Origin of the sequence: Oerskovia flava (assembly GCF_026163685.1) — a bacterium.
Taxonomy (GTDB): Bacteria; Actinomycetota; Actinomycetes; order Actinomycetales; family Cellulomonadaceae; genus Oerskovia_A; species Oerskovia_A flava.
The window spans coordinates 182,207-198,978 of the sequence record NZ_JAOXSR010000007.1 but is presented as its reverse complement, the minus strand read 5'-3'; the positions used below and the strand labels follow the sequence as shown (position 1 = coordinate 198,978).

The following is a 16,772-nucleotide window of genomic DNA, read 5'->3' as shown; positions in this document are numbered from 1 at the left end:
TCTCGCGGACCTCGGGTCTACCTCGCGGACCTCGGTTCTCTCTCGCGGGCGGGTGTCAGGCGACGACGGGGTCCTCGAGGCGCGGGAAGAGCGAGGCGCCCTTGGTGATGGTCGTGCCGGCCGGCAGCGTCCCGAAGCGGCCCGCACCGTCGACGGGCTGGAGGGCGAGCGCGCCGAGCGGCGCCTCGGCACCGAGCGACTCCCACAGCGCATCGGCGGCCTTCGGCGTCACCGGGTGCAGCAGGACCGCCAGCGAGCGCAGCGCCTCCGCCGCGGTGACCAGCACCGTGGCGAGGCGACCGCCCTGGACCGCACCGCCGTCGGGCGCCTGCTCCTCGGGGAGCTTCGCGACCTTCCAGGGCTCCTGCTCGGTGATGTACACGTTCGTGGCGTCGACGAGCGTCCACACCGCGTTGATCGCGTCCTGCAGCGCGAGCCGGTCGATCGCCGCCTCGGCGTCCGCCACGGCCTTCGCCGCGACCTGCTCCAGCGCGCGCTCGGCGTCGGTCGCCTCGCCCGCGGCCGGCAGCGCACCGCCGTAGTACTTGCCGACCATCGCCGCGACCCGCGAGGCGAGGTTGCCGAAGCCGTTCGCGAGCTCCGCGTGGTAGCGGGCGCTCAGGTCCTCCCAGGAGAACGACCCGTCCTGCCCGAACGCGATCGCGCGGAGGAAGTAGTACCGGAACGCGTCCGACCCGAAGTGGTCGATGATCTGGCTCGGCGCGATGCCCGTCAGCTTCGACTTGCTCATCTTCTCGCCGCCGACGAGCAGCCAGCCGTGCGCGAACACCGTCGTCGGCAGCGGCAGACCCGCCGCCATGAGCATGGCCGGCCAGATCACGGCGTGGAACCGCAGGATGTCCTTGCCCACGAGGTGCACGTCCGCCGGCCACGTCGACGCGAACCGCGCCTTCTCCTGCGGGTCGTCGCTGCCCAGCCCGACGGCGGTCGCGTAGTTGAGCAGCGCGTCGAACCACACGTAGAGCACGTGGGTGGTGTCCCACGGGATCGGCACGCCCCAGTCGAACGTGTTCCGCGAGATCGAGAGGTCCTGCAGCCCACCACGGACGAACGCGAGGACCTCGTTGCGCGCGCTGGCCGGCTGGACGAACTCCGGGTGCTCCTCGTAGAGGGCGAGCAGACGCTCGGTGTACGCGCTCATCCGGAAGAAGTAGTTCTGCTCCGAGAGCATCTCGACCGGCCGGCCGTGGATCGGGCAGAGCTTGAGGCCCTCGTACTCGCCCGTGCCGTCGATCAGCTCGCCGGGCAGCTTGTACTCCTCGCAGCCCACGCAGTACGGGCCCTCGTACGACCCGGCGTAGATCTCGCCCTTGTCGTGCAGGTCCTGGATGAAGGCCTGCACACGCTCGGTGTGGCGCGGCTGCGTGGTGCGGATGAAGTCGTCGTTGATCGCGTCGATCGTCTGCAGCACCGGCTTCCACGAGCCCTCGACCAGACGGTCCGCCCACTCCTGCGGGCTCACGCCGTTGGCCTCGGCCGTGCGCATGACCTTCTGCCCGTGCTCGTCGGTCCCCGTGAGGAACCAGACGTTCTCCTGGCGCTGGCGGTGCCAGCGGGTGATCACGTCCGCAGCGACCGTCGTGTACGCGTGCCCGATGTGCGGGGCGTCGTTCACGTAGTAGATCGGCGTCGTGAGGTAGAAGCTCTTGCGGGCGGCGTCGGGCATGGTTCACATCGTAGTTCGCCACGCCCGACGCTCGCGCCGGGATTCCGGCTCAGTACCAGTTGTTCGCCTGCGAGTGCGCCCACGCACCGCACGGCGTGCCGTAGCGCCCGGAGATGTAGTCCAGGCCCCAGGTGATCTGCGTCGCCGGGTTGGTGCGCCAGTCGCTGCCCGCCGTGGCCATCTTGTTGCCGGGCAGGGACTGCGGGATGCCGTAGGCGCCCGAGGACGGGTTCTGCGCCGACGGGTTCCAGTTCGACTCCTTGGTGAACAGGTTGTCGAGGCACTGGAACTGGTCGGCACCCCAGCCGCGGTCGGCAACCATCTGGCGCGCGATCTCCTGCGGGGAACCGGAGACGGTCGGGCCCGGGGACGAGCCCGACGACCCGCTCGACCCGCTGCTCGTCGCGGCGGGCTCGGGCTCCGGCGCGGGGCGCTCCTTGGTGCCCTCGACGACGATCTTGTCGACGGGCTCGGTGGTCACGCCCTTCGAGACCGTCTCGCGGGACTCCTCCTCGCCGTCGACGGTCGTCACGGAGTAGACGGTCGTGTGCTCACCCTTGGAACCCTTGCGCTCGACGACCGGGTCGAGGTCCTCGTAGCGGTCGGGGTCCGTCTTCGTGACGGTCTCGAAGTCGATCGCCTTGGTCTTCTTCTTCTCCTCGACGACGACGCGCTGCACGACGAGGGAGACCGCGGGGTCCTGCGACTCGTCACGCTCGACGTGCACGCGGTCCAGCTCCTCGAGGACGATGCCCTCGCGGTCGAGGATCGCGTCGATCCCGATGCTGCCGTCCGGGGCGACGACGCTCTCGCCGTCGGCGACGACGTTGACCGGACCGTCCGTGTCGAGGCTCAGCGCGAGCGACGCACGACCGTCGGTCGCGGAGCGCGAGGCGACGAGACGGACGTCACCGCCGCGGGCGGCCAGGGTCTCGAGCGCCTCGTCGGCGTCGAGCACGGTGAACCAGACGTCGGCCTGCTCGCCGTCGGTCTCGACCGTCACCTGGCGGGCCGTGCGCACGACGACGTCGGTCCCGTTGCTCAGCGCGGCGTCGGGGCCGGGCGCCACGAGGTCGCGCTCGTCGACGCTGATCTCTTCCTCGTCGAGCAACCCCTGGACCGACCCGGCGAACGTCGTCACGGAGACGACCTGGCCGTCGACGTCGAGCTCGACCGTCTTGCGCGCGTTGCCGTAGGCCACCGCGCCGGTCGCGAGGACCGCGACGGCGGTCGCGCCGGCGACGATCGGCCAGCGGCGACGACGGGCAGCGGTGCTGCCGACCGGGGTGGCGGCGTCCGGGGCGTCGCCGCCCGGGACGTCGTGCAGGGTGCTGTCGGTCATGGCGTGGGTGCTCGAATCAGTCGGGTCGGCCGCGCGTGCGGTCCTGCGGAAGAGGTGCTTCACTCGGGTCCTGTCCTCGGGCTTCCCGGCACGGTGGTCGATTGCGCGTCCCACGGCGGGAGGTGCGTGGGCACCCTGGGGGGCGTGGGACGGTTCGTCCGCTCTCGACCAGCCGATCCGGCTGTCGTGCGGTGTCTCGCGAGCGCTGCGCGCCTCGGTCTGGGACACCCCGTCCCGGCGCGCACGCCTACACCTGTCGGTGAGGTCCAGCACGCGAGGACACTCGACCGTAACCGATTCGTTATCTGGATCCAAGCCCGGGTGGTCGTCACCGCCCCGCCCGGGTGGTCGTCACCGCCCCGCTCACGAGTCGACCGACACGCTGAGCAGACGGTCGTCCCCCGCGCGGGGACTGCCCCGCCCGTCCGTGTTGTTCGTCAGCACCCACAGCCCGCCGTCGGGGCGCGCCACGACCGTCCGCACGCGCCCGACGTCGGTGAGCAGCGCCTGCGGCTCGCCGAACGCGTCAGCCGACCACCCGTCGTCGGGCACACCCCCGGGGCCCTCCGCGAAGGGCACGCGCCACAGCACCTGCCCGCGCAGCCCGGCGACGTAGACCCCCTCGTCCGTGACCGCCAGCCCGCTCGGGCTCGCCCGCGAGGTCTCCCACGTGACGATCGGGTCGACGAGCCCGTCGCCGCCGCCCCCCTCGGTGCCCTCGCGCTCCGGCCAGCCGTAGTTCGCCCCCGGCTCGACGACGTTCAGCTCGTCCAGCCGGTTCTGACCGAACTCGCTCGCGAACATCCGCTCCGTCGCGTCCCAGCCCAGGCCCTGGACGTTGCGGTGCCCCAGGCTCCACACCGGCGAGCCCTCGTCGGGGTTGCCGGGAGCGGGCTCACCGTCCGTCGTGACCCGCAGGATCTTGCCGCCGAGCGCGTCCGGGTCCTGGGACGTGCCCGGCTGCGCGGCGTCCCCCGTCGCGACGTAGAGGTACCCGTCCGGCCCGAACGCGAGGCGCCCGCCGTTGTGGTTGCCCGCCTTGGGGATGTCGGTGACGACCGGTTCGAGGTCCGCGAGCGTGCCGTCCGCCTGCCGCCCGCGCAGCACCTCGTTCGCGGCGACACCGGTCCGGTACACGTAGAGCATCTCCTCGTCGTCCGGGTCCAGTGCGAGCCCCATGAGCCCGCCCTCGCCGGTCGCGTCGGTGCGCTCGCGCAGGTCGTCGGCCCCCGGGCCCGTGACCTGCGTGGTCGAGCCGTCCTGCGGGTCGACGAGGATCAGGGTGCGCTCGTCGCGCAACGACACCAGGAGCCGACCGTCCGCGAGCGGGGCGAGCCCCCAGGGTGCGGCGAGGCCTTCCGCGACCGTGCTCACCTCGACGTCGACCTCGGGCACCGCCCGCAGCGACGACTCGGGAGGATCCTCGGGCGACGGCTCGTCCTCCTCCGGGGAGGGCGAGGACGGCGGAGCAGTCGTGCTCGTCACCGTGTCCGCCGGGCTCTCAGGGGCTTGCGCCCCGGGTGACGTGCAGCCGACAGCGAGCAGCAGCACGGCGGCCGCGCCGGCGAACCGTGCCCAGGGTCGCCCGTCATCTGGTCGCGCCGCCCCACTCATGCCTGCCATCATCACGGCGTGCGACGCCGCCCACCACTCGTCGGGCGCGTCGGGCGGGTGGTGCGCCCGTTCGTCGTGGCGTTCCTCAGCCCACGTGCACGGCCACACGTGGGCGCTCGCGCCAGCCGACAGGTCGACGCCCACCAGGTACGACGGCGGAACCGACCCCGCGGGCGTCTGGCCTACCGCAGGCGCGTGAGACCCCGCTTGAGGCCCCGCACGGCCTGACCGATCCGGTGCTCGTTCTCGATGAGCGCGAACCGGACGAACTCGTCCCCGCCCGGCCCGAACCCCACGCCGGGAGAGACGGCGACGTCGCACTCCTCGACGACGTGGGTCGCGAACTCGATCGAGCCCATCTCCCGGTACGGCTCGGGGATGCGGGCCCACGCGAACATCGTGCCGCCCGGGCGGTGGATCTCCCAGCCGATCCGGTCGAGGCCGTCGCACAGCGCGTCGCGGCGCGAGGCGTACACCTCCGAGAGCTCCGCCGGGTAGTCGGTCGCCTCGTTGAGCGTGACCGTCGCCGCGATCTGGATCGGCCCGAACGTGCCGTAGTCGAGGTAGCTCTTGAGCTTCGCGAGCGCGCCGACGACGTCACTGCGGCCCACGAGGAACGCGACCCGCCAGCCGGCCATCGAGAACGACTTCGTCATGGAGTACAGCTCGACCGCGACCTCGCGCGCACCCTCGCACTCCATGATCGACGGCGGCTTGAACCCGTCGAACGTCATGTCCGCGTAGGCGAGGTCGTGGACGAGCACGACGTCCTTGCCGCGGGCCCAGTCGACGAGGCGCTGCAGGTCCTCCTTCGTCGCCACGGTCGTCGTCGGGTTGTGCGGGAACGACAGCACGACGACACGGGGCTTGGGCCAGCCCAGCTCCCACGCCTCGATGACACGGTCGATGTACCCCGCGGCGTCGGTCCCGTCGCCGATGGGGACCTGGCGGGCGTCGGCGCCCGCGAAGTAGGGCCCCCAGATGTGGATCGGGTAGCTCGGTGTGGGCACGATCGCGGCATCGCCCGGCTGCAGCAGCACCCACATGAGGTGACTGAAGCCTTCCTTCGCCCCGATCGTCGAGATGACCTCGGTCTCGGGGTCGAGGACGACGCCGAACCGGCGCAGGTAGTGGTCCGCCGCCGCCTGCCGGAGCTTCGGGATACCGCGCGACGCCGAGTACCGGTGGTTGCGGGTGTTGTGCGCGGCCTCCGCCAGCTTGTCGACCGCGATCTGCGGGCTCGGCAGGTCGGGATTGCCGAACCCGAGGTCGACGACGTCGCGACCGGCCCGACGCGCCTCGACCTTCAGTCCGTCGATGATCGTGAAGACGTACGGCGGCAGACCGGGAATCCGGCGGAACTCCATCTGGGTGCTCCCACTCTCGAGGCGTTCTCGCAGGTTACGCCGTCGGAGGCCACCCGAGGTTCTGCGCCATCCGTTCGAGCGTCGCCACCGTGTCGTCGTACTGCTGGGGGCTGATGCCCTCGGCGAGCCGCTGCCGTGAGGTCGAGACGGCGTCGAGCAGGTCGTGGTAGGCGTGGTTGCCCGCGACCGTGACCGTGAGGCCGGCGTCCGAGCGCTGCACCCACCCCCGGCGCGTGAGGTCGTCGATCTCGGCGCTGACCCCGGCCGCGTGCCCCGGGTCCGTGGTCCCGTGCGCGAACGGCGACAGGACGCCGTCGACGGTGCTGGCGTCGCTCACGCCGTCGCGGATCATGTTGAGGACCTGCCAGTGCCGGCGTGTCAGCCCGGAGTGGTGGAACACCTCGTCGAAGCTGTCGTCGATGAGCCGGTCCACGAGCTTGAGCCAGTAGCCGATCGGTCGACGCTCGCCGCCGGCGCCCGCCGGTGCTCGCGTGCCCGGTCCCGGTGCCTCGTCAGTCATCTCGGCCTCCTCGCACGTCGTGGTGCCAGCCTACGGCGATCACCGGCGTTGGCGCGGGCCCGCGCGCGTGCCAGAGTGAGGGCATGGCACCGAACGACCCGCACGACACCGCACGCCGCGCCCTGATCGTGGTCGACGTGCAACCGACCTTCTGCGAGGGCGGTGAGCTCGGGGTCCCTGGCGGGCACGCCGTCGCCGAGCGCATCGCCGCCTTCGCCGCCGCGCGGCGGGAGGCCTACGACGTCGTCGTCACGACCCAGGACTGGCACGTCGATCCCGGTCGGCACTTCGCGACGCACCCCGAGGAGCCCGACTTCGTCGACACGTGGCCGCCGCACGGGCTCGCCGGCACACCGAACGCAGAGCTGCACCCGGCGCTCGCCGACCTCGCCCCCGACGCGAGCGTGAAGAAGGGCGCCTACGAGGCGGCCTACTCCGGGTTCGAGGGTGTCGACACCGCGGGGCGCCCGCTGGCCGAGATCCTCGCCGCCGCGGGGGTGACGAGCGTCGACGTCGTCGGCATCGCCGAGTCGCACTGCGTGCGGGCGACCGCGCTCGACGCGAACGGCCTCGGCCTGCGCACCCGCGTCCTCACCGACCTGACCGTGCCCGTCTCGCCCGAGCTCGGCGCCCAGGCGCGAGAAGATCTCGCCGCGGCGGGCGTCCGGCTCGAGGTGAGCACCGACGTCTGACCGGACGCCGGTGAGTCAACGAGACCTCGCCGCGAGCGCCGCCTCGTAGAGGTCGCGCTTGGCGACGCCGGCTCCACCGGCGACGTCGCCCACGACGTCCTTGAGGCGCTCCCCCGCCGCGACCCGCTCGAGGACCTGGGGCACGAGCTCGGCGAGGGGGACGGGGCCGCGCGGCGGGGCGCCGGCGACGACGACGCAGATCTCGCCGCGCAGCGGGGTCTGCGTGACGCGGTCGGCGAGTTCGCCGAGGCCGCCGCGCAGCACCTCCTCGTACGTCTTGGTCAGCTCGCGCGCGACGGCGGCGGCCCGGTCGGGGCCGAACGCGTCGGACATCGCGGCGAGGGTGTCGGCGATGCGGTGGGGCGCTTCGAAGAAGACCATGGTCCGCGGCTCGTCGACCAGGGCCGCGAAGGTGCGGGCCCGCTCGCCGGGCTTGCGGGGCGGGAACCCCTCGAAGCAGAACCGGTCGGTCGCGAGCCCCGACAGCGCGAGGGCCGTGAGGACGGCGCTGGGCCCGGGTGCGGCGGTGATCGGCAGGTCCCGCTCCACGGCGCGTGCCACGACGCGGAAGCCGGGGTCGGACACGCTCGGCATGCCGGCGTCCGTGACGACGACGACCACGGACCCGTCGGCGACGGCGTCGAGCAGCTCGTCCGCCCGCTCTGTCTCGTTGTGCTCGTGGTAGCTGAGGACACGCCCCCCGACCTGCACGCCCATCCGGTGCGCGAGGGCGTGCAGCCGGCGGGTGTCCTCCGCCGCGACGACGTCGGCCTCGGCGAGCAGGCGCCGCAGCCGGAGGCTGGCGTCCTCGACGTTGCCGATGGGGGTGGCCACGAGGACCAGGTGCCCGGCCTCGGCGGGTGCCGACGCTGCCTCGATGGTCTGCTCGTCGTCCTCGCCGTGGTCCGGGCGCGCGTTGCTCATGGTCTCCAGCCTCGCACGTCCTACGATGGCGAGCGTGCCCCCGCCTCCCGACGTCGTGCCTCCCGACGTCGTGCTGCACCCGGGCGACGCTGCGTCGGAACCCTCGGCGACGACGTCGCACCGCGACCGTCTCCTGACGACCCTGCTCGGCCGACGCCGGATCGCGCTCGGCGTGAGCGCCCACGACCGGCTGTGGGGCTGGCTCGGTCCGCTGATCGTCGCGCTGGTGGCCGCAGCGCTGCGCCTGTGGAACCTCGGGCGACCGGGGACGCTCGTCTTCGACGAGACGTACTACGTGAAGCAGGCGTACACGCTGCTGCGCGTCGGGTACGAGGCCGACTGGCCCGACGAGCCGAACCCGGCCTTCGAGGCCGGGGACGTCGACACGTACCTCGCCGAGGCCGACTACGTGGTGCACCCACAGGTCGGCAAGTGGATGATCGCGGCCGGGATGCGGCTGTTCGGTGGCGCAGAGAACCCGTGGTCGTGGCGGATCGCCTCCGCGCTGGTCGGCGCGCTCGCGGTGTTCCTGCTCGCCCGCATCGCCCGCCGGATGTTCGCGTCGACCGCGATGGGCATCGTCGCCGGGGCGCTCCTGGCGGTCGACGGCGCGGCGATCGTGCACTCACGCACGGGGCTGCTCGACAACTTCCTCATGTTCTGGGTGCTCGTCGCGTTCGGCTGCCTCCTCCTCGACCGTGACCAGGCGCGGCGCCGGCTCGCCGAGCGCTGCGCCGCGATCCTCGACGCCGGTGGCGTCGTCGGGCGCTACGGTCCCCGCCTCGGCTGGCGGTGGTGGCGCCTGGCCGCGGCCGTCGCGCTCGGCCTCGCGTGCGGCGTGAAGTGGTCCGGCCTGTACTTCTTCGCCGTGTTCGCCGTGATGTCGGTGGTCTGGGACGCGTTGGCGCGCCGTGCCGTCGGGGTCACCCGCTGGTGGGAGGACGCGCTGCTCGTCGACGCGATCCCCGCCGCGCTCGTCATGCTCCCCACCGCGGCGCTCACCTACGTCGCCGGCTGGTTCTCGTGGTTCCGCACCCCCGGCTCCTACATGCGCGAGTGGGCGGCCGAGAACCCCACCCTCGGGGTCACGTGGCTGCCGGAGTCGTTGCGCTCACTGTGGGAGTACCACACGCGGATGTGGTCGTTCCACACCGGCCTCACGTCCGAGCACCCCTACGAGGCGCACCCCGTGGGCTGGCTCGTGCAGTGGCGGCCCACGTCGTTCTACTACCGGTCGTTCGCCGAGGGCGAGGGCACGTGCGAGATCGAGCGCTGCTCGCGCGCGATCACGTCCGTGGGCAACCCGGTCCTGTGGTGGCTCGCGGCCGCCGCCGTCGTCGTCGCGCTCGTGCTGCTCGTGCGGCTGCGCGACTGGCGTGCCGGTGCGGCGCTGAGCGGGATCCTCGCAGGCTGGGCGCCGTGGTTCCTGCACTCCGAGCGCACCATCTTCACGTTCTACTCGATCGCGTTCACGCCGTGGGTGGTCCTCACGCTCGTGTACGTCGCGACCGTCGCGCTCGAACGCACCGAGCGGCTGCCCGTCGCCCGCGGGCGCGCGCAGTGGGTGATCATCATGATGCTGTCCGTGATCGGCACGGTCAGCGTGTTCTTCTACCCCGTGTGGACCGCGATCGAGGTGCCGTACTGGTTCTGGCACCTGCACATGTGGCTGCCGAGCTGGGTGTGACCCCTCACTGGTAGCTGACGAAGTCCGGGACCGGCCGCACGCGGAAGGTCTGCTCCGGCGTGAGCATCGGGGTGTCCTCGTCGTAGAAGTTCTTCCACCCCCAGTACACGCCGTCCGGTGCGTCGCGGTGCAGGGCCTCCCACGTCGCCGTCTTCGCCTGCTGGCCACCCTGCCCGTCGGCGTGGATGAGCACCGCCAGCTCGGGGCGGCTCGTGTCGAGGCGTTCGCGGTCCGTGATCATGGACAACCGGAACTGGTGGAGCACGAGCAGCTTCTGCGGCAGGTCGTTCTCCCGCGTCAGGTCGGCGAGGTAGTCCACGACGTCGTTGACCTCGTCGATCCCGACCGAGCCGATCTGCCGCAGGTGGACCTCGTCGGGCTCGAGCCGCCACTCCGGGTCGAGCGCGACCCCCACGTGCGGGCGCGCCACGAGCTCGGCGTACTCCTCGACCTGCGTACGGAAGTCCGTACGGCCCGGCTGGAAGTCCAGGACGACGTACACACCGGCCTCCTCGGCCGCGTCGACGAGCGGCAGGAACGTCTCGACGGGCCACTCGTTGGAGTAGTTCCCGTCGTCACCGGCCGACCCGGAGGCGACCGTGACGATGATCTCGAGCGTCGGCACGACCGGCTGGTCGGTGAGGTCGGTGTACTGCTTCGCGAGGCGCTGCGCCCGGGCGATCGTCTCCGGGACGCCCTGCTCCCCCAGGACGCCGAGGGCGGGCGTCACCGGCGACCCGTAGAGCGCCACGTAGCTCTTGCCGGGCAGCACGAGCTGCCCCCCGCCGGGAAGCTCCACCCCGGTCGCGGCCGTGCCGACGCGCCACGCGAGCTCGTCCGGACTGCCGAAAGACGCTCCGATCCCGACGACGGCGCCCGCCCCGGCCGCGTGGACGGCCTCCACCGTGCCCGTGGTCGCGCGCGGGTCGCCGCCCGGCGTCTCGACGGGCGTCGCCCCGGCCGCACGCGCCGACGCGAGGGCCGCGGAGGACTCCGGCGCGCCGTCCCACAGCACGAGGAGGTCGCTCACGAGGCGGGGCTCGCCGGCGTCGGGCAGGTCGGGCGCCGCGTCGCGGACCGACGTCGCCAACGACTCGAGGTCGCTGCCGGTGAGGTCACCGCTCGTGAGGTCGTCGCCCTCCGGGAGCGCCAGGTCCGCGGGGTCGACGGTCGCGACCGTGGTGTCGGGGAGACGGTCGGCCAGGCCTGCGGGCAGGGCCTCGCCGGTGGGCTCGGCCGACCCGTCCGCCACGACGACGAGACCGACGGCGCCGAGCCGATCGATCTCGGCCAGCACCGCCTCGTCGTCCACCGTTCCACCGGTCAGCAGCAGCGGCCCGGCGAGCGTGTGCGCCAGGCCCTCCGCCGGCGCCGACGCGACCTCGGCGAGCACGACGAGCGGCGCCTCGTCGAAGAACGTCTCGCTGGCTCCCAGCGCGAGGCCGGCAGGGTCCGACTGCTCCAGCGTGACGACGCCGTCGACGGTCGCCGCGACCGCCCGGGGCGGTTCGGGCGTCGTCGTGACCTCCTCGGTCGGCTCCGTGTCACGGTCCGGCGCCCCGGCGGTGCAACCACCGGCGGCGAGCCCGATCGTCAGGAGGGCGACGGCGAGCGAACGGCCCCGGCGCGTGGTCGGGCGAGCGTCACGGGAGGGCACCCCCCGATCCTCCCAGCCGGGCGCCGGACCGGCACCCGGACGGACCCGCTGCTCGGCTACCAGGCGACCTGCGGCGTCGGGTGGTAGCTCACGCCGTCGCGACGCCACCGGACGGCCTCGGCGGCGACCCGCGCCCGGAAGTCGTCCCAGTCCTTGCGGTCCGCGGCGGTCCAGGCCACCTCGGCGACGGCGGCGAGCCGGGGCAGCAACATGGAGAACAGGTCGTCGAGCGTGGTGAGCGTCTCCGTCCACACCGCCGCCTCGACGCCCTCGATCGCCTCGGCCCGCAGCCCGGGGATGACCTCCTCGGGCTCCCAGTCGTAGGAGTCGCGCAGCTCGACCAGCCCGGCCCACTCGAGCCCGAGCGGGTGCTCCGCCGTGTACTTCATGTCGAGGTACGCGCGGTTGCCGGGAGACAGCAGCAGCGTGGCGCCCTTCTCCGCGGCCTCGAGAAACGGCCGGACGTCCTTCTTGTGGACGTCCCAGAACTGCACGACCGTCCCGGGACGCACCTCGGCGTGGGCGATCTCCTGCCAGGCGACGACCTTCTTGCCGGCGTCGTGAACGATCTGCTGGCAGAGGTCCATGAAGCGCGCGAACTCGTCGGCCTCCATGGTGAGGACCTCGTCGCCGCCGATGTGGACGTACTCGCCGTCGGTGGCGTGCGCCAGGTCGGAGAAGACGTCCCGCAGGAACGGCTCGGTCGCCGGCAGGTCGTAGGTCAGCTTGCTGAAACCGACCTCGATCCCGGCGTAGACGTCGGTCGGCTTCCCGTCCGGCATGAGCTCGCCGTACACGTGCGTGGCCGCGTTGATGTGGCCCGGGACGTCGATCTCCGGCACGACGCGCACGAAGCGCTGCGCCGCGTAGTCCTGCAGCGCGCGGAAGTCGGCGAGGCTCAGGTAGCCACCGGGCCCTCCCCCGACCTCGCTGTCGGACGAGAGCTTCGCGAGCTCCGGCCGCGACGGCGACTCGATGCGCCAGCCCTGGTCGTCGGTGAGGTGCAGGTGCAGGACGTTGAGCTTGTACGCGCTGAGGACGTCGATGACCGCCATGAGCTCCGGGACGCCGAAGAAGTTGCGGGCGATGTCGACCGAGAGGCCGCGCCACGCGAAGCGGGGCGCGTCGTGCACGACGACGGCCGGCACGTGGACGTCCGTCGCACCGGGGGTGCTGGCGGGCACGACGAGCTGGCACAGGGTCTGCACGGCGTGCAGGAGCCCGGCGGGCGTCGTCGCGGTGGCGAGGACGCCGTCGGACGTCACGGTGAGCGTGTACGCCTCGGGGCTCGAGCCGACCGCGCCCTCGGCGGTGTCGAGACGCAGCTCTATCGGGCTGGCGGCGGCCGAAGGGGCTGCGGCCACGGGGACGGGGGTACCTGCCGCTGCGGTCAGGAGCGCGGCAGCGAGCTCCGCGACCTCCGCGGTCGACGTGCTCTCCGGGACCACGGCGACGTCGCCGTCGAGCCGGAAGACCCCGTCGCCGACGGACAGGGACAGGGGCTGGGGAAGGATCGAGACCATCAGAACCTCGTCGTCTGGGGCGGTCCGTCGTCCGGACTGGGGGAGGACGACGGTGAGCGCCTCCGCCGAATCGAATCGATTCGGCAGCGCTCGTCAGACACGGTATCCCCGCGCGGCGACGGGGACAAGCCCATTTGTGAGGAGTCTATTCGAAACTGATGTAGTCCGGAGCGGGCTCCAGCACGAGCGCCTCCTCGGGACCCGGCGCGACGCCCGTCCCACGGTGCTGCGTCCAGCCCCACCCGACACCGTCGGGGGCGTCGGCACGCAGCTCCTCGTACGCCGACTCCTTGAGCCACAGCGCGCCGTACACGTCCGAGTGCAGCACGACGGCCGTCTGCGACGCGCCGGCACCGAGGTCCTGCCGGTCGAGGACCGAGCCCGCGGAGGACTGGTGGACGACGACGAGCTTCTGCGGGAGGTCCGCCTCGCGCACCAGGCCCGCGACGTGCTCGAGGACGTCGTCGACCTCCGTGACCGGCACGGTGCCGGACTGCACCGAACCGTTCCCCGCGCGACGGTGCTCCACGTCGAGCGCCAGCCCCACGGCCGGGAGCCGCAGCAGGTCGTCGTACTGCTCGACCTGCTCGAGGAAGGTCGAGCCACCGGGCTGGAGAGCGAGCAGGACGTACACCCCGGCGTCGTGGGCGGCCTCGACGAGCGGGCGCACCGTCTCGACGTCGAGCTCGGTCGAGTAGTTGCCGTCCACCCCGGGCGCGCCGGAGGCGACCGTGACCGCGAGCTCAAGAGTCGGGACGATGGTCGCGCCGTCCGGGGACTCGACGTCCTCGAACGGTGCCGCGGTCTCCCGCGCGAGCTCCACCCGGCCCGTGATCTCCTCCTCCGTGAGCTCGGTGAGGTAGGGCGTCACGGCCGACCGGTGCAGGGTCACGTACCGCTTGCCGGGCAGGACCTCCTGGCCGCCACCCGGCAGCTCCGCGCCGGTCTCTGCGGCGCGGACACGCCAGGCCAGGTCGTCGGCAGACCCGAAGCCGGCCCCGATACCCACCACGGCGAGCGCCTTCGCGGCCGCCACGGCCTGCACGGCCTCCGACGAGGCGGACAGCTCGCCGTCCGGGACCTCCAGGGGGACGGCGCCGGCCGCCCGCGCCGTCGCCACGGCCGGGCCCTGGCCCGGCGCACCGTCCACGAGCACCAGGACCTCGTGCAGCACCTCGGGCTCGGGCAGATCAGGGAGTGCGCCGAGCACGGTCCGGAGGTCGTCGTCGTTGATCCCGGCCGGCTGCTCGCGCAGCGAGCTCGTCGCGAGGTGGACGTCCGGGAAGTGCCGCACCGCGACGGGGACGCTTGCGGCAGCGTCGCCGACGTGCACCGCGGCGACCGCGCCGAGCCGCTCCAGCTCGCTGCCGATCCCGTCGTCGGAGATCGCGCCCCCGGTGAGCAGCACCGGCGCGGTGAGCGCCACGGCGGCCTCGGCCGCCGTGGCCTGGGCGTCGGGGTCCGTCGCATCCGCGACGACCACCACCGGCGCCTGCTCGAAGAACGTCTGGCTCGCCGTGAGCGCGAGCTCGGCCGGGTCCGAGGACCCGAGAACCAGGATGGGTGCCGGCAGTTCGGCCGCCTGGGCACCGGTCGCCGCCGAGGTGGTCTCGCCGGGGCTCTCGACGGCGTCGCCGGACGCGCATCCAGCCAGGAGGGAACCGACGAGCGCGACAGAGCCGGCGATCGTCGCGAATCGGACCTTCCGTGTTTTCACGGGTCCCATCATGGCGCACCCGGCACCCGCACCGTGAGCCGCGGGAGCATTCCTCGCGGAACCTTCACGAGTGCCACCACGCGCCGCGAGCGGACCTCCGATCGCGCCGATCAGGTGCCGGACCTCAACGCGCAGAACGGTACTGGAGGGTGAGCGGGCACTGGAACGGGTCGCGGGCGGCGAGCCCCACCTTGTTGAGGTACCGGATCACGATGCCGTACGACCCGACGAGCGTCGTCTCGGTGTAGGGGATGCCACGCTCGGCGCAGAACTCCCGCACGATCGGCCGGACCTTGCGCAGCGCGGGCCGCGGCATGCTGGGGAACAGGTGGTGCTCGACCTGGAAGTTCAGCCCACCCATCGCGACGTCGATCCATCGACCCCCGCTGATGTTGCGGGACATGAGCACCTGACGGCGCAGGAAGTCGATCTTCACGTCCGGCGGGACGATCGGCATGCCCTTGTGGTTCGGGGCGAACGACGCGCCCATGAACAGGCCGAACAGGCCGAGCTGGATGCCGAGGAACGCCGCTGCCTTCCCCGGGGGCAGGACGTAGAAGACCGCGGCGAGGTAGCCGACCAGGCGCACCGTGACGAAGGTGATCTCGACGGCGCGGCGCTTGACGGGAGCACGGCCGAAGATGTTCTTGATCCCCGAGATGTGCAGGTTGATGCCCTCGAGGAGCAGCAGCGGGAAGAACCAGTAGCCCTGGCGGGCCGCGAACCAGGCGCGGACTCCGGTCTTGGGCTCCTCGATCGTGTCGGTCTCCCAGACCAGCACGCCGTTGACGATGTCCGGGTCGCCACCGATCTGGTTCGGCTTCTGGTGGTGGCGCGAGTGCTTGTGCTGCCACCAGCCGTAGCTCATGCCGGTGTAGAGGTTCGTGATGACGAGGCTCGCCCAGTCGTTCCAGACGCCCGACTTGAAGATCTGCCGGTGCGCGGCGTCGTGGGCGAGGAACGCGGTCTGCGTCAGCACCACACCGAGCACCGCCGCCACGACGAGCTGCCACCAGGAGTCACCGATCAGCCAGAAGGCGACACCACACCCCACGAGCGCCACCGTCAGGGCAGCGAAGCTGATCCAGTAGTGGGCATAGCGCCTCCGCATCAGCCCGAGCTCCTGGACAGTGCGGGTCAGCGCGGTGAAGTCGCTCGTCTGTCGCTTGCGCGGAGAGTCCTCACGGCTGGGGGCGAGCGCGTCCAGTGTCATGGGTGATGCCTCTCGGTCTCGCGAACGCGGCAACCTCGAGGGGCAGCACATCCGGCCTGACGTGGTGAATTACGTCGACAGTATCTCTACCTACGCCTGCGTAGGTAGGGTCGGGGGCCTCGATCCGAGAACTCTCGGGTTGTCCCCCCTGTTGCGCCTCGTGCTGACCGGAGAGGCGCCTGAAGAGGCTCGCGACGCGCCAGGGGAGGCGTACCCATGGGCGTGCGACGCGCGGGACGGCATACTAGGGGCCGCCACGATCCACGAACCGAGGGAGCACGCCCGACATGTCGACCCCCGACCAGCCCGGTCAGAACCCGCAGGACCCGTACGGGACCCCGCAGAACCCCCAGAACCCCCAGGCCGGCCAGGGCTCGGACGCCCCGCAGGCGCCCCAGTACGGCGCGCCCCAGGCACCCCAGTACGGTGCACCCCAGGCGCCGCCGCCCGCGCAGGGCTACGGCGCCCCCGTCCAGGAGAACCCCGGCAAGACGCTGGGCATCGTCGGTCTGATCCTGTCCTTCCTCGGCTGCCTGTCGATCGTCGGTCTGATCCTCAGCATCGTCGCGCTGCGCAAGTCCAAGAAGGCCGGCTTCAGCAACGGCATCGCCCTCGCCGGCATCATCGTCGGCTCCGTTGTGCTGGTCATCACGGTCGTCGTCGCGATCGTCGTCGGCATCGGCGCCGCCGAGCTCGTCGAGAAGTGCGCCGAGCTCGGCCCGGGCACGCACGACGTGAACGGCATCACCTACACCTGCAGCTGACCTCCGGTCAGCATCACGCGCAGCAGTCAGACAGCGGGCACCGTCGGACACCGACGGTGCCCGCC

13 protein-coding genes are annotated in these 16,772 nt (G+C 72.2%); 3 read left to right on the top strand and 10 right to left on the bottom strand.

The genetic code is table 11. From position 1 onward, the window contains the following. Positions 1-55: 55 nt before the first annotated feature. The 5 genes from metG to OHL10_RS12985 form a co-directional block, all read right to left on the bottom strand. Positions 56-1,687 (bottom strand): methionine--tRNA ligase, encoded by a 1,632-nt coding sequence (gene metG / locus OHL10_RS13005; RefSeq protein ID WP_265522640.1) that lies wholly within the window; start codon positions 1,685-1,687, stop codon positions 56-58. Positions 1,688-1,736: 49 nt separating this feature from the next. After that, the gene (locus OHL10_RS13000; protein WP_265522639.1) at positions 1,737-3,029 is read right to left on the bottom strand and encodes a resuscitation-promoting factor; all 1,293 of its coding nucleotides are present in this window, start codon (positions 3,027-3,029) and stop codon (positions 1,737-1,739) included. Positions 3,030-3,392: 363 nt separating this feature from the next. Continuing rightward, the gene (locus OHL10_RS12995; RefSeq protein WP_265522638.1) at positions 3,393-4,514 is read right to left on the bottom strand and encodes a PQQ-dependent sugar dehydrogenase; all 1,122 of its coding nucleotides are present in this window, start codon (positions 4,512-4,514) and stop codon (positions 3,393-3,395) included. 311 nt (positions 4,515-4,825) lie between these two features. After that, positions 4,826-6,010 carry an aminotransferase class I/II-fold pyridoxal phosphate-dependent enzyme gene (locus OHL10_RS12990; protein ID WP_265522637.1) on the bottom strand — a complete coding sequence of 395 codons (1,185 nt, stop codon included), beginning with the start codon at positions 6,008-6,010 and terminating at the stop codon, positions 4,826-4,828. 34 nt (positions 6,011-6,044) lie between these two features. Beyond that, positions 6,045-6,530, bottom strand: a complete 486-nt coding sequence (locus OHL10_RS12985; protein ID WP_265522636.1) for a MarR family winged helix-turn-helix transcriptional regulator — start codon at positions 6,528-6,530, stop codon at positions 6,045-6,047. Between the two features lie 83 nt (positions 6,531-6,613). Here OHL10_RS12985 and OHL10_RS12980 point away from each other — a divergent pair, with 83 nt between their 5' ends. Further along, positions 6,614-7,222 (top strand): isochorismatase family protein, encoded by a 609-nt coding sequence (locus tag OHL10_RS12980; protein ID WP_265522635.1) that lies wholly within the window; start codon positions 6,614-6,616, stop codon positions 7,220-7,222. 15 nt (positions 7,223-7,237) lie between these two features. On the opposite strand, the gene rsmI is transcribed toward OHL10_RS12980, so the two are convergent. After that, positions 7,238-8,146 carry a 16S rRNA (cytidine(1402)-2'-O)-methyltransferase gene (rsmI, locus tag OHL10_RS12975; protein ID WP_265522634.1) on the bottom strand — a complete coding sequence of 303 codons (909 nt, stop codon included), beginning with the start codon at positions 8,144-8,146 and terminating at the stop codon, positions 7,238-7,240. 25 nt (positions 8,147-8,171) lie between these two features. Here rsmI and OHL10_RS12970 point away from each other — a divergent pair, with 25 nt between their 5' ends. Next, complete coding sequence (locus tag OHL10_RS12970) at positions 8,172-9,833, top strand: dolichyl-phosphate-mannose--protein mannosyltransferase (RefSeq protein ID WP_425499005.1); 1,662 nt, start codon at positions 8,172-8,174, stop codon at positions 9,831-9,833. Between the two features lie 4 nt (positions 9,834-9,837). Here OHL10_RS12970 and OHL10_RS12965 read toward each other — a convergent pair whose 3' ends face one another. The 4 genes from OHL10_RS12965 to OHL10_RS12950 all read right to left on the bottom strand — a co-directional run bounded on the left by OHL10_RS12965 (position 9,838) and on the right by OHL10_RS12950 (position 15,943). Then, a complete protein-coding gene (locus OHL10_RS12965) occupies positions 9,838-11,490 on the bottom strand; it encodes a hypothetical protein (protein ID WP_265522632.1) in 1,653 nt (550 codons plus the stop codon). A 56-nt stretch (positions 11,491-11,546) separates the two neighbouring features. Further along, entirely contained in the window at positions 11,547-13,013 is a 1,467-nt protein-coding gene (locus OHL10_RS12960) for a family 20 glycosylhydrolase (protein WP_265522631.1), read from the bottom strand. Between the two features lie 145 nt (positions 13,014-13,158). Next, complete coding sequence (locus OHL10_RS12955) at positions 13,159-14,730, bottom strand: hypothetical protein (RefSeq protein ID WP_265522630.1); 1,572 nt, start codon at positions 14,728-14,730, stop codon at positions 13,159-13,161. Positions 14,731-14,854: 124 nt separating this feature from the next. Continuing rightward, positions 14,855-15,943: a fatty acid desaturase family protein gene (locus OHL10_RS12950; protein WP_265522629.1), complete on the bottom strand. Its 1,089-nt coding sequence runs from the start codon at positions 15,941-15,943 to the stop codon at positions 14,855-14,857. A gap of 287 nt (positions 15,944-16,230) precedes the next feature. Here OHL10_RS12950 and OHL10_RS12945 point away from each other — a divergent pair, with 287 nt between their 5' ends. Then, complete coding sequence (locus tag OHL10_RS12945) at positions 16,231-16,707, top strand: DUF4190 domain-containing protein (protein ID WP_265522628.1); 477 nt, start codon at positions 16,231-16,233, stop codon at positions 16,705-16,707. Positions 16,708-16,772: the final 65 nt, after the last annotated feature.